This window comes from Pseudidiomarina indica (assembly GCF_900104245.1).
GTDB lineage: Bacteria > Pseudomonadota > Gammaproteobacteria > Enterobacterales > Alteromonadaceae > Pseudidiomarina > Pseudidiomarina indica.
This window is the reverse complement of record NZ_FMXN01000003.1, coordinates 28,601-42,043: the sequence shown is the minus strand read 5'-3', so window position 1 is coordinate 42,043 and position 13,443 is coordinate 28,601. Positions and strand designations below refer to the sequence as shown.

General features: G+C 50.2%; 13 protein-coding genes. 6 read left to right on the top strand and 7 right to left on the bottom strand.

Annotation, left to right across the window (positions count from 1 at the left end; translation table 11 throughout):
• The first annotated feature begins 7 nt into the window (after positions 1-7).
• The 5 genes from BLP64_RS03475 to zapD are packed head-to-tail and all read left to right on the top strand — an operon-like array spanning position 8 to position 4,541.
• Positions 8-1,192 (top strand): GspE/PulE family protein, encoded by a 1,185-nt coding sequence (locus BLP64_RS03475; RefSeq protein WP_176754904.1) that lies wholly within the window; start codon positions 8-10, stop codon positions 1,190-1,192.
• The gene (locus BLP64_RS03470; protein ID WP_092591795.1) at positions 1,189-2,268 is read left to right on the top strand and encodes a type II secretion system F family protein; all 1,080 of its coding nucleotides are present in this window, start codon (positions 1,189-1,191) and stop codon (positions 2,266-2,268) included. Before BLP64_RS03475 ends, BLP64_RS03470 begins: the two co-directional genes overlap by 4 nt.
• A complete protein-coding gene (locus BLP64_RS03465) occupies positions 2,269-3,135 on the top strand; it encodes a prepilin peptidase (RefSeq protein WP_092591793.1) in 867 nt (288 codons plus the stop codon).
• Positions 3,135-3,752 carry a dephospho-CoA kinase gene (gene coaE, locus BLP64_RS03460; RefSeq protein ID WP_092591791.1) on the top strand — a complete coding sequence of 206 codons (618 nt, stop codon included), beginning with the start codon at positions 3,135-3,137 and terminating at the stop codon, positions 3,750-3,752. The genes BLP64_RS03465 and coaE overlap by 1 nt, the downstream gene beginning before the upstream one ends.
• A gap of 24 nt (positions 3,753-3,776) precedes the next feature.
• Positions 3,777-4,541, top strand: coding sequence for a cell division protein ZapD (gene zapD / locus BLP64_RS03455; protein WP_176754903.1), 765 nt, complete (start codon positions 3,777-3,779; stop codon positions 4,539-4,541).
• On the opposite strand, the gene mutT is transcribed toward zapD, so the two are convergent.
• From mutT to BLP64_RS03440, 3 genes are read right to left on the bottom strand one after another with little or no spacing between them, the layout of a single operon-like run.
• Positions 4,524-4,946: an 8-oxo-dGTP diphosphatase MutT gene (gene mutT, locus BLP64_RS03450; RefSeq protein WP_092591787.1), complete on the bottom strand. Its 423-nt coding sequence runs from the start codon at positions 4,944-4,946 to the stop codon at positions 4,524-4,526. The genes zapD and mutT overlap by 18 nt on opposite strands.
• Complete coding sequence (gene secA / locus BLP64_RS03445) at positions 4,933-7,635, bottom strand: preprotein translocase subunit SecA (RefSeq protein WP_092591785.1); 2,703 nt, start codon at positions 7,633-7,635, stop codon at positions 4,933-4,935. The genes mutT and secA overlap by 14 nt, the downstream gene beginning before the upstream one ends.
• A gap of 37 nt (positions 7,636-7,672) precedes the next feature.
• On the bottom strand, positions 7,673-8,605 hold the full coding sequence (locus tag BLP64_RS03440; protein WP_092591783.1) for a M23 family metallopeptidase: 933 nt from the start codon (positions 8,603-8,605) through the stop codon (positions 7,673-7,675).
• Positions 8,606-8,647: 42 nt separating this feature from the next.
• Here BLP64_RS03440 and BLP64_RS03435 point away from each other — a divergent pair, with 42 nt between their 5' ends.
• Positions 8,648-9,124, top strand: a complete 477-nt coding sequence (locus BLP64_RS03435) for a DciA family protein (RefSeq protein ID WP_092591781.1) — start codon at positions 8,648-8,650, stop codon at positions 9,122-9,124.
• A gap of 31 nt (positions 9,125-9,155) precedes the next feature.
• Here the strand turns inward: BLP64_RS03435 and lpxC are convergent, their stop codons facing one another.
• The 4 genes from lpxC to BLP64_RS03415 form a co-directional block, all read right to left on the bottom strand.
• On the bottom strand, positions 9,156-10,070 hold the full coding sequence (lpxC, locus tag BLP64_RS03430; protein WP_092591779.1) for a UDP-3-O-acyl-N-acetylglucosamine deacetylase: 915 nt from the start codon (positions 10,068-10,070) through the stop codon (positions 9,156-9,158).
• A gap of 101 nt (positions 10,071-10,171) precedes the next feature.
• The gene (gene ftsZ, locus BLP64_RS03425; RefSeq protein ID WP_092591777.1) at positions 10,172-11,407 is read right to left on the bottom strand and encodes a cell division protein FtsZ; all 1,236 of its coding nucleotides are present in this window, start codon (positions 11,405-11,407) and stop codon (positions 10,172-10,174) included.
• 64 nt (positions 11,408-11,471) lie between these two features.
• Positions 11,472-12,704, bottom strand: coding sequence for a cell division protein FtsA (gene ftsA / locus BLP64_RS03420; protein WP_092591775.1), 1,233 nt, complete (start codon positions 12,702-12,704; stop codon positions 11,472-11,474).
• A 3-nt stretch (positions 12,705-12,707) separates the two neighbouring features.
• The gene (locus BLP64_RS03415) at positions 12,708-13,442 is read right to left on the bottom strand and encodes a cell division protein FtsQ/DivIB (RefSeq protein ID WP_233340092.1); all 735 of its coding nucleotides are present in this window, start codon (positions 13,440-13,442) and stop codon (positions 12,708-12,710) included.
• Between the last annotated feature and the right edge of the window lies 1 nt (position 13,443).

The window sequence follows — 13,443 nt, the reverse complement described above, 5'->3', positions numbered from 1 at the left end:
TAAGCGAATGATTCATTACCTCGATGAGCTCCTGCAGCAAGCCATTCAACGCGGCGCTTCGGATCTGCACTTTGAACCCTACGCCGAGCATTATCGAATCCGTTTTCGGATTGATGGTATCTTGTATGAGGTCGCTCGCCCCCCGTTGCAACAAGCGAGTCAAATAGCTGCCCGTCTTAAAGTCATGGCCCAACTCGATATTGCCGAACGCCGCTTGCCTCAAGACGGGCGCTTGCAATTGAGTTCTCCGCAGCATGGCTCTGTTGACTTCCGAATCAGCACGCTACCGACTCAGCATGGAGAAAAAATTGTGTTGCGGGTGCAACAGCAAGCAACTGCCATTCCCGGTTTAGAGCAATTGGGTTTAACGGAGTCCCAGCAAACCCTCTACCGACAAGCCTTGCATCAACCCCAAGGGATGATTTTAGTGACCGGCCCTACCGGTTCCGGTAAAACCTTAACCTTATATGCCGGATTAGCTCTACTGAATACCAGCAGCCGCAATATCGCCACCGCCGAAGACCCCGTAGAAATGAGCGTGCCGGGGGTGAACCAAGTCGCCATTCACGTAAAAACCGGGCTAACCTTCAGCCACGCTTTGCGGGCGTTTTTACGCCAAGACCCTGACGTGATTATGGTGGGCGAGATCCGTGATCAGGATACCGCCGAAATCGCCGTCAAAGCAGCGCAAACGGGGCACCTGGTATTATCCACCCTGCATACCAATTCAGCCGCAGAAGCAGTAATCCGATTGCAGCAAATGGGGTTAGCGGCCTACAACTTAGCCAGCTCATTGCAATTTATTATCGCCCAACGCCTCGCTCGGTGTTTGTGTCAGGCATGCAAAGCGCCCGAGTTACTCCCTGCAGCAGAGCTGACTCGTCAAGGGCTCAACCACCCAGATTTGCCGCCCCTTAACTTGTACCAAGCCGTCGGTTGCGACCATTGCACGGATGGATACCGCGCCCGCATTGGCATCTTTGAAGTGCTCCCCATGACACCTGTATTACGGGATCTTATTTTGCAGCAAGCCAGTGCCACAGCCATTCAAACCTACGCCGCCGAAGCGGGCTTTATTCACTTGCGAACCGCGGCGCTCATGCACGTTGCGGCAGGCGTCATGAGTTTGGCCGAAGCAAATCGAGTGGTTGGCCATGGCATAACCTCAGCAGCGGCCGCTGGCACACCATGACCACACTCACCCCACCCCGCCGCCGGCAGCGTCAGGAACCCATTCGCCCAAGTGATATCCTCGCGTTGACGCGCCAACTGGCCACCTTACTGGGGGCCGGCATTCCAGTGGTCAACGCCTTGGAGTTAATGGCTCAGGGGCATCGCCATCACGGCGTGCAACAACTCCTACAGCAATTGGCGGCGGCCGTTAAAATGGGGGCGACCTTGACCCAAGCATTGCGTCAACACCCGATTCATTTTGATGCGCTGTATTGCGATTTAATCGCCTGTGGGGAGCAAACAGGCCAACTGGAACAACTCTTCAGCCAAGTGGCCGATTACCGCGAGCAAGTAGCGCAGGCTCGTCGGCAAGTTCGGCAGGCGTGCTGGTATCCCGTTGCTATTTTGATCTTTGCTGTGTTGGTGACCAGCCTGTTGCTGGTGTATGTGGTCCCACAATTCGCAGCGGTGTTTGCAGATTTTGGGGCGCCTTTACCTTGGCTCACTCAACAGGTATTGCAGTTGTCTGCGTGGGTGCAACGTTATGGGGCACTGCTGCTAGGCGGGAGTGTCCTTAGTATCTTGTTGGCCCGTCGTCATTATCGGCGTCACCGCCAGCAACAACGACGATGGGACACGCTGGTACTACGCTTACCCTGGCTCGGGCCGCTCATACAGCGCATGATTTTAGCGCGCTTTACCCGCACCTTGGCCATCACCCTGCACGCTGGTGTACCGATGTTATCCGCCCTGCAGTCAAGCGCCAATGCGTGCGGCAATCAATACTATCAACACCAGTTGGCGCAAGTGCATTATCAAGTTGCCCAAGGCATTCAGCTGCATGCCGCTTTACAACATCAAGAAATATTTCCTGATTTACTGATACAAATGATTTTTATTGGTGAGGAATCAGGTAGTTTGGATGCTATGCTTAATAAAATGGCAGCCATCTATGAACGCGAAGCACAAGAACTCATCAGTCAGTTGACGCGCATGCTAGAACCACTTTTTATGGTGGTGATTGGGGGTTTAGTCGGCAGCTTGATTGTGGCAATGTATCTTCCTATTTTTTCATTAAACAAGGTGATTGGCTAAATGGATTGGATAATCTCCCTCCCCACTCATAATCTCTGGGTCGCGACCACTGGATTGGTCTTAGGCGTGATCATTGGCAGCTTCTTAAATGTCGTGATTGCACGTTTACCAGTCATGTTACAACGCCAATGGGCACACGAATGTGCCGCATTACAGGGGAGTACCGGAATTCAAGAAAGTGCCCGCTTTAATCTGGCAGTTCCCCGTTCACAATGCCCACAGTGCCACACTCTCATTGCTTGGTATGACAATATTCCGGTGCTCAGTTGGTTGATGCTCAAGGCCAAATGCCGCCATTGTCACACGCCAATTGCCGCTCGTTATCCGCTCATTGAATTAGCTACCGGGATTATTTTTGCCATCATTGCTTGGTATTTTGGGGTCAGTTTAACGAGCTTGGTGTATGCGTGGTTAGCTTGTTTGCTTATCGCCTTATTCTTCATCGATTTGGACCACATGCTACTGCCTGATCAACTCACCTACTTGGTATTATGGTCAGGGCTGGCGTGGGCCTGGTACGGTGGCTCTATTCCACTTGCTGATGCAGTGCTCGGCGCCATGCTCGGTTACTTATCCTTATGGGCAGTGTTCTGGGCATTTAAATTGCTCACTGGCAAAGACGGCATGGGCTACGGTGACTTTAAATTGCTGGCAGCCTTTGGCGCTTGGCATGGCGCCCAACTGTTGCCCGTGACCGTGATTGCCGCCGCGGTCACGGGCGCCGTGATTGGAATGATTTGGCAACGAGTTCAACAACGGCAGGGGCAGCCAATTCCGTTCGGGCCGTTTTTAATTCTTGGGGGAACCATCGCCTTGCTATGGGGCCACCCGCTCCTGAGCATGTATCTTAACTGGGTGATGCGGTAATGTTTATTGTTGGGATCACTGGGGGCATTGGCAGTGGCAAATCCACAGTCACTCGGCTCTTTGAAAAATACGGCATCACCGTGGTGGATGCCGACGTCATTGCTCGTGGAATCATGCACGTTGGCGGGGAAGCGCTCACTGCAATTGCCCAGCGTTTTGGCAACGATGCGCTGCAGCAGAATGGCGAATTGAATCGTGCCTGGTTGCGAGAACGGGTTTTTTCTCACCCTGAAGATAAAGCCTGGCTCAATCAGCTTACCCATCCGCTTATCCGACAAGAGCTACTGGCCGCCCTTCATCGCGCCCAATCACCTTATGTGATTTTATCCGCGCCTTTGTTGGTGGAAAACGGGTTAACCGCCCTTTGCGATCGGGTTGCAGTAGTTGATGTGAGCCCAGCATTGCAACGCGAGCGTACCCAGCGGCGAGACAGCGTGCCTCTAGAGCAAGTCAATGCCATTATGGCGGCTCAAGCTAGCCGCGCTGACCGACTTGCAGCAGCACACGACATCATTGATAACAATACAACTGAACAAAATCTGATTCCACAGGTCGAACGGTTACATGAACTTTACTTACACTTAGCACAGTCAACGCCGTCAATGATTGAATCTTAGTGTTAAGGGGTTATGATAGAGCGGATGACACAAGAACACGTACAACCGACGATTATCTATGAGTACCCTCTGCTTGAGCGGGTACGCACCTATTTGCGCTTGGAACATATTTTACAGGCCTTACAGCCGTCGATCCCGGTCGATCAGTACAACTACACCCGTTATTTTAGCGCGCTGTTTGATATCGTTGAATTATGCGAACGCAGTGACGTCCGCACCGATGTACAAAAAGATCTTGAGCGTCGTAAAACCCAACTCAAGCTATGGGCACAACATCCTGACGTTAATCTGGAGCAGCTACAGCAAACACAAACGCGAGTCTGTGAGGCCTTAGCCGCCATTCAACCCATGAGTCGCGTGGGCAGTTCATTGAAACAGCATCGCCTGCTGAGCACCTTGCGCCAGCGTTTTGGTATGCCTGGGGGAACCTGTAACTTTGATGTGCCGCAGTTGCATTACTGGTTGCATCAGCCGCAAGCACTACGCGATGCCGACACCCAACAATGGTGGTCAGAGCTGACTGTTTTAGCTCATGGCATGGCGTTGGAATTAGAGTTGATGCGCAGTCAAGCACACTTCCGTCCCGTGATTGCGAAAAATGGCCTGATCCAAGAATCCATCGAGCCCCTCAGTCTCTTACGGATTCGTATTCCGACCACGGTGCCTGCCTACCCGGTTATCTCCGGTCATAAACAACGCTTTAGTATTCGCTTTTTACGCTATGAACCAATTCTCGGTAAAGCGTCATTGGACGAAGACATTGAAATTGAATTAGCCCTTTGCCCCTAACATTTCAGGCGCGTCTTGGAGTCGTTCAATAATGATTTCATTCGCCACAGGAAAGGGATAAGCCGTCAATTCATGCCGCGCGACCCAACGCCACTCTTGGCCTTCTTGTTGCTGCGGCTGTCCGCTAAATGCCGTGACCAACCACACATCCAATAACACTTGCTTATCCGGATAATCATGGCTAATCAGGGTGAACGGAGCTGCTGTTTTAACTTGAATATTGCACTCTTCTAGCAGCTCTCGACATAAGGCTTGGTAGACGTCTTCCCCCGCCTCAACCTTGCCACCAGGAAATTCCCATTTATTTCCTTGATGCAAATGAGCGTGACGACGGCTAATAAACACTTGACCGTCGGGGTTCAGAATCACCCCGACAGCCACATGTGTGCGTTTAGATGCGACCATGACAGTGCTTGTATTTTTTCCCTGAACCGCATGGACATGGCTCATTACGACCGACTTGCGCCGTTGCCGCTCGAGCTTGTTGTGGAGATGGTTCTGCACCACTGGTGGGTGAGCTTTCGTGTTGGAACTCTTTCGTTTGTGCGGCATCGGCAGCACGACGTTTTTCTTCAATCGCGTCCACTTCTTCTTGCGCACGAACTTGAACTTTGCTCAGAATACTAATGACTTCGAGCTTCAAGGCTTCCAACATATCAGCAAAGAGCTCAAAGGCTTCTCGCTTATACTCTTGCTTCGGGTTTTTCTGCGCATAGCCACGCAAGTGAATTCCTTGACGCAAGTGGTCCATGGCTGCTAAGTGATCCTTCCAGTGCATGTCCAAGCTTTGCAACATGATGGTTTTCTCAAATTGACGGAGCACCTGCGCGCCAACGACTTGCTCTTTCTGCTGATACTCTTCCAGTAACGCAGCAAGAACCCGCTCGCGGATCAGCACGTCATCCATGCTGCTTTCTTCTTCGAGCCATTGTTGAATCGGTAATTCAATCGCAAAGTCAGCACGTAAGCGGTCTTCTAACCCTGCGACATTCCACATTTCAACCAATGACTGAGGTGGAATATACTCAGCAACCACTTGCTCGACCACGTCTTCGCGGATGACTTCGATGGTTTCTGAAATATCGCCCTCATCCAACAAGGCGTTCCGTTGCTCATAGACCACTCGACGTTGGTCGTTGGCCACATCATCAAACTCAAGCAACTGTTTCCGAATATCGAAGTTACGTGCTTCAACTTTACGTTGGGCGTTCTCAATCGCACGGCTAACCCATGGGTGCTCAATTGCTTCACCGGGTTTCATGCCTAAACGCTTCATCATGCCGGCCATCCGATCAGAAGCAAACATCCGCATTAAGGCATCTTCTAATGAGAGATAGAAGCGTGACGAACCTGGGTCACCTTGACGGCCCGCACGGCCACGCAACTGATTATCAATCCGGCGTGATTCATGACGCTCTGTCCCGATAATATGCAATCCACCCGCTGCAATCACCGCATCATGGCGTTGCTGCCATTCGGCTTTCACCTGCTCGATTTGCTCGGCGGTAGCATCGGTTAATTGCGCCAATTCGGCTTGCAAATTACCACCTAAAACAATGTCCGTTCCCCGTCCCGCCATGTTTGTTGCAATGGTGACAGCACCTGGTAAACCAGCATGAGCAACAATTTCGGCTTCTTGTGCGTGGAATTTAGCGTTCAAGACACTATGAGGAATTTTTCGCTTGTTCAATAAGTTCGACAGTAACTCCGAGCTTTCGATCGAAATGGTTCCCACCAAGACTGGCCGTTTTTGTTCACGGCAAGTTTCGATATCTTTCACAATGGCTTCGTATTTCTCTTCCGCGGTCAGGAAAATCAAGTCGGCACGGTCGTCACGAATCATCGGACGGTTGGTTGGGATAACCACGGTTTCCAAACCGTAAATATGCTGGAACTCAAATGCCTCAGTATCGGCGGTTCCGGTCATCCCCGCCAGCTTGTTATAAAGTCGGAAGTAATTCTGGAAGGTAATGGATGCCAATGTTTGGTTTTCACTTTGAATGTTCACCCCTTCTTTGGCTTCCACGGCTTGGTGCAAACCTTCAGACCAACGACGGCCTTCCATGGTCCGCCCCGTGTGCTCATCAACAATAACCACTTGACCGTCTTTAATGATGTAATCAACGTCACGTTGGAACAGATGATGTGCGCGCAATGCTGCATTTACGTGGTGTAATAAGGTAATGTTGGCAGCCGAGAAAAGTGATTCTTCAGCACCTAACATGCCGCGCTGCTTTAACAGCTCTTCGACACGCTCTTGACCATGTTCGGTCAAATGAACCTGTTTGGATTTTTCGTCAATGGTAAAGTCGCCATCGCCGCGCTTTTCTTCAGTATCTTCATGCTCTTGTCGCTTCAACAAAGGCACGATGTCATTCATTTTAATATAGAGCTCAGAGCTGTCTTCGGCAGCACCCGAAATAATTAATGGGGTACGAGCTTCGTCGATTAAAATGGAGTCAACCTCATCCACAATGGCGTAGTTCAGGCTTTTCTGGACGCGTTCTTGAGGGCTGAAAGCCATGTTATCGCGCAGGTAATCAAACCCAAATTCATTGTTGGTGCCGTAGGTGATATCTGCAGTGTAGGCAGCGCGCTTATCAATTGGATTCATGCCCGGGATATTGAAGGCAACGGTCATTCCCAAGAATTCAAACAGCGGGCGGTTGGTCTCGGCGTCACGGCGTGCTAAGTAATCGTTCACCGTAACAATATGCACCCCTTTCCCCGTGAGGGCATTCAAATAGGCGGGCAACGTGGCGGTTAAGGTTTTCCCTTCCCCCGTCCGCATTTCTGCAATCCGGTTGTCGTTTAAGATCATCCCACCAATCAACTGCACATCAAAGTGACGCATACCAAACACCCGCTTCGATGCCTCGCGTACGGTCGCAAATGCTTCTACAAGCAAGTCGTCCAGGGAGGCTCCATCAGCAAGGCGTTGCTTAAACTCAGCGGTTTTTTGCTTCAGTTCTTCATCAGTAAGGGCTTCAAATTGCGGCTCAAGATTATTAATCAGAACCACTTTTTTCTGCAGACCTTTCAAAATACGGTCATTGCGACTACCAAACAGCTTACGAAACAGACTACCTAACATGTGAATTTATTTTCCTGTTGTCACGAGCACGCTGTCACTATTCAGCTGTGCGATAAACGTATTTATAAGGGTCGATTTGGCGATTATTACGCAATACTTCATAGTGTACGTGCGGGCCTGTGGAACGTCCCGTACTACCAATCAGAGCAATTTTTTGCCCGCGGGTTACCACATCCCCTTCTTTCACCAATAATTCCTTGCTATGTCCATAGCGGGTTTTTAAACCACCGCCATGATCAATTTCTATGAGTAAGCCGTAGCCTGAACGATCTCCGGCCCATGTTACCACGCCAGCCCCAGTTGCATAGACTCCAGCACCTTCTTCGAGACTCGCAAAATCGAGCCCTTTATGCATGGAAGGACGGCCATTGAACGGATCTTTGCGAATGCCATATTGCGAGGACAACCAACCCGACTTAATTGGACGACCCGCAATATAACTCTCGGCAGAGATATGGTGACTCATCATCACCGACTCAAGGAGAGACAATTGTTTTTGTTTATTGGAAAGCTCACCCATTAAACGTTCGATCTGGTCAATGACATCACGCCCATCAACTCGCGGAGCGTCCGCAATCGACGCTTCTGGGCCGCCCATAATCTCTCCTAAGGGCTGCTCGAATGCAAACTCACCATTATCTAACTCTGCCACCGTCGCTAAACGTCGACCCAGCGCGTCCAAGCGGCGCAATTGGGATTGCATTTCCCCAATATAGATGGTCATCGCGGCAAGTTTTTTCTCTGTTTCATCTTTTAAGTCGCGAATCACTTGCTGCTGAGCAGCAACAGCGACTTTTTCCTCATCAATTTTTGCCTGGACAATTTGAGGAGCAAGCCCTTGATATTCCCAAGGCTTTGATACGGCCAACACACCAAGCGCAGCTATTCCCATAAACGACAATAAACGCCGTCGACTGAGTTTTAAACCGAATTTAACTTTGGTGCCTCGGTAGAAGACTGATAGACTCATGCAATCTCTCGCTGCTTATTATAATTTAAATGGCACGCTACCATGGCCCGAAAAAGACCACGTAATATCCAACAACTTTTTAGCAGTCAGCGCTTTCAGCGTTTTACTGACTTTACCCACCAATATCAACACTGGCAACAGCAATTACAACAATGTCTTGCTGCGTTAGGGCTTGCGCCGTTAAGCCAGCATTGTACGGTGGTGTCAGTTCGCGCACACACCCTGATTATTGAAGTTCCTTCCGCTGCTATGGCGAACCGTTTAAAACTTCAACAACAGCGCATTATAACGCATTTTCAAGATGAATCTACGGGGCAAATCACCCAACTGGAAGTTCGTATCCGCCCGAGCCCAATTGAAGCGAGTGAACAAGCGGTGTCAGCCAGCAAAACACCCCCGCCGAAAGTCCCTGCAGAGGAGGTTAGTGTGGTGACTCAATTACGCGAACAGGCGGCACGTTGTGAAGAGCCTTTACGCTCACAACTACTTGCTTTAGCAGATAAATACGAACAGGAATAAGAGAGAAAAGACGACTGGAAAGCCCCCGGTATTAGGCTAATACCGGGGTACTGAATACAATTGGTGCCACTTCGGCATCATCTTCAAAGGTAACGAATTCCCACGCTTCTTGCTGTTGTAACACCGCACGTAGTAATTGATTATTTAAGGCATGGCCCGATTTAAAAGCACGTAAATGGCCTAAAATCGTATGTCCGCCCATATATAAGTCACCAATGGCGTCGAGTACCTTGTGTTTGACAAACTCGTCGTCGTAGCGCAAGCCTTCAGTATTTAAAATGCGGAATTCATCCAGCACCACGGCGTTGTCAAAACTACCGCCCAAGGCCAAATTGTTTGCGCGCAACATCTCAATGTCTTTCATAAAACCAAACGTACGAGCACGGCTGATTTCTTTGACGAAATTGTTGCTGCTAAAATTAATCGATAGCTGCTGCCCGGTGTTGGCGATAGCCGGATGATCAAAATCGATGGCAAAGTCGATGCGGAACCCGTCATGGGGTAGGAGTTCCGCCCACTTGTCACCTTCTTCAACACGTACTGGTTGTTTGATCTTAATAAACTTTTTTGCGGCCTTCTGCTCTTCAATTCCCGCGCTCTGTAGCAGGTAAATAAAGGGGTGAGAGCTCCCATCCATGATCGGGATTTCGTGGCTATCGACTTCAATAATGAGGTTATCAATTCCCATCGCAGCAAGCGCTGCCAACAAGTGTTCAACGGTAGATACACGTACGTTGTCGTCATTAATCAGACACGTACACATACGCGTATCCCGCACGAACTCAGCGTTCGCAGGAATATCAACCGCTGGGTTCAAATCGACACGGCGAAAGACCAGACCTGTATTCACAGGTGCCGGACGCAGCGTAAGCTGAACCTTGTTGCCTTTATGCAAACCCACACCTGTGGTTGCAATCGGCTGTTTGATGGTACGTTGTTTAATCATGTCTGCCTTCTCATTCTTGCGAAGAAGTCTCTAACCCTTTGACCAGCAAAAGGCGAAATAGTTTACCGAACTATCTTGTATTCCGCAATAAAATCGTCGAATTAATCGACTTGGCGTCGCAAAAACGCTGGAATATCTAAATAGTCCATGTCTTTTCCTTGACTCGGCTGTGGCTTCGTCGTCGGTTTCGTCGCTGGCATCGGCTCATCCATTGGCTCATCATCAAACTCAGCTTCCAGCTGACGAGCAGTTGCAACACTGCCGTAACCACTGGTTGGTGCTGCGTGACTTGGATGCGCACTGCTACGGCTATTGGCATAACTCGGCGCTGGCTCACGGCGATTAACGAGAGCAATATCCGGTTTCCGCTCACCGCCTAAGCCAGTTGCCACCACAGTTACCCGCAGTTCTTCTGACATATCGGTATCAATAACGGTTCCGACAATCACTGTCGCATTTTCAGACACAAAGCCTTTCACCACATTACCGACAATCTCGAATTCTTCCATGCTCAAGTCCATGCCTGCGGTAATGTTCAGCAACACGCCCCGCGCACCAGAAAGATCGATGTCTTCCAGTAATGGGCTATTGATGGCCATTTCTGCCGCTTCTTGCGCACGGTCTTCACCTCGAGCAACGCCGGTTCCCATCATGGCAGTGCCCATTTCACGCATCACTGCACGCACGTCAGCAAAGTCCACGTTGATTAAACCGTCACGGGTGATTAAGTCGGAGATGCCTTGAACAGCCCCTAATAATACGTCGTTTGCCTTAGCAAAAGCATCCAACAAGCTGGTACCTTTACCTAAAACTTTCAAAAGTTTCTCGTTCGGAATGGTAATTAACGAGTCCACATGGCGTCCCAGCTGGGCGATGCCTTCATTGGCCGCTGCCATCCGCCGTTGTCCTTCAAACGGGAAAGGTTTCGTGACCACTGCCACGGTCAGAATACCCAGCTCACGAGCCACTTCAGCCACCACTGGTGCCGCTCCGGTCCCGGTACCGCCACCCATGCCAGCCGCGATGAAAATCATATCCGCACCCTGCAATTGCTTGCGAATTTCATCCCGTGCTTCTTCAGCCGCTTGACGTCCAATTTCAGGGTTAGCGCCAGCACCAAGACCTTTGGTAATTTCCTGGCCCAACTGAATGGTGACATGCGCCCCATGGTTACGCAGTGCTTGTGCATCGGTGTTGGCAATCAAAAACTGAACGCCTTCGATGGACTCACTGATCATGTGTTTCACGGCGTTACCACCGCCCCCACCGACGCCAATGACTTTAATCACTGCGTCCGTATCAAAGTTGTTGAGTACTTCGAATACTTCTTCAGACATGTTGTTTCTCCTTTAACCTGCTTATTGTACTACCCCAAATTTCATATCCAAAACTTTGTTTTACTTAAAATTCGCCTTTAAACCAGCTCAATATACGTTTACTTAATCCAATCACATTGGTTGAGCTGTCCTCGCGTTGGCGGTTTTGAACATCTTGCTGCGCATAACGTAATAACCCGACCGCTGTCGCATAGGTCGGATCCTGCACGTAATCGCTTAAGCCGTGCATGCCAATCGGTTCCCCTAACCGGACTGGCATTTGGAAAATCTCTTCCGCAAATTCAACCGCACCTTCCATGCGGCCACAGCCTCCGGTCAAAACAATGCCGGCGGCGATTTGATCTTCCAAACCACTTTGAATAATTTCGTCACGTACGAGTTCAAACAATTCTTGGTAGCGCGGCTCTACTACTTCAGCCAAAATATGGCGCGCCATGCTGCGGGAAGGGCGTCCGCCCACCGAAGGCACCTCAATGTGGTCATCTTTCCCGACTAACTCTCGTAGTGCACAGGCATACTTCGTCTTAATTTCTTCCGCATGATTCAACGGTGTCCGGAAAATTTTGGCGATATCACTGGTCACTTGGTTACCCGCGGCTGGAATCACCGCCGTATGACGCAACACACCCCCGGTATGAATGTTGATATCGATGGTGCCAGCGCCCATGTCCACCAAGGCCACGCCTAAATCTTTTTCATCTTCTGTCAGAACCGCATAGCTGGACGCTAGGGCTGAGAAAATCAGGCGCTCCACCTTCAGTCCGCAGCGTTCAACAGCTTTTTCGATATTCTTGGCCATGTCATTGGCACAGGTAATGATATGAACCCGAGCTTCCATCCGCACCCCTGACATACCAATGGGGCTTTTAATGCTTTCTTGGGAATCAATAATGTATTCCTGCGGCAATACATGCAAAATACGACGTTCTTGTGCAATCGGGACCGATTTTGCTGCATGAATCACGCTATCCACGTCGTCTTGCGTTACTTCTGCTTCGTTAATCGGTACCATGCCGGACTCGTTTTGACAGGCAATATGCCGCCCAGAGATATTCAGATACACCGAGGCGATCCTGCAATCCGCCATCAACTCTGCTTCTTCTATCGCGCGTTGAATGGATTGCACCACCAAATTCAAATCATTCACCCCGCCTTTATCCATGCCTCGCGCAGCCGCTGCACCCACACCGATGACGCTAATATCACCGTCAGGCATCACTTCACCAATTAAGGTCACGACCTTACTGGTGCCGATATCCAGGCCAACAACCATGTTACGTTCTGCTGCTTTCGACATGTTCTATCTCTCTTGCTCTTCTTTCCAAGCCACCGCAACGCCGGTGTCATAGCGTAAATCTACGTAATCAATCGGCTGAGTTCGTTGCCGTATGAGCGTTGGGAACAAATCGATAAATCGTTGTACCCGCTCTAACAGCCCTTCTCGGCCTAAGCGCAGGCGGATGCCGGATAACAACTCCACATCCACCGCAAAACGCTCTGTGAGCGTCAGGGCTACCACTTGATGCCCATTCATATGTAACAACTCGGTCACTCGCTGATAATGCTCGACGGTTTCTTTCACCGCATGTTCTGGTCCCGATAATGCAGGCAAGAACTCCGTCAGTACTGCTTTATCAACCTCAAATACATCCCCATTCACACTTACCAGTGCATCAGGACGAGTCGCTGGGTTCCAATGCCCTAATGGCCGCCGTTCAACAATGAACACTTTCAAAATATCAGGCCATTCTTTGCGTACCGATGCTTGCTCAACCCAGGGCTGCGCTTCTAACAGTGCTTGCACCTGATTGACCTCTGCCGAAAAAAAACTGCCTAAGGATTCTCCGGCTAACGCTTCGCGCACTTGTGGGGGAGTTAAATAGGTCAGCTCCCCCTGTACTACCAATCGCCGCAATGGCACTTCATTGGCATCCATGGCGACGTAATACAACCACACCGCCCCTGCAATCGCTCCGATGACGACACTGAGAAAAAAGCTAAATCCCAGCCAAAACTGCCAGCGGAGTGCCGCCACA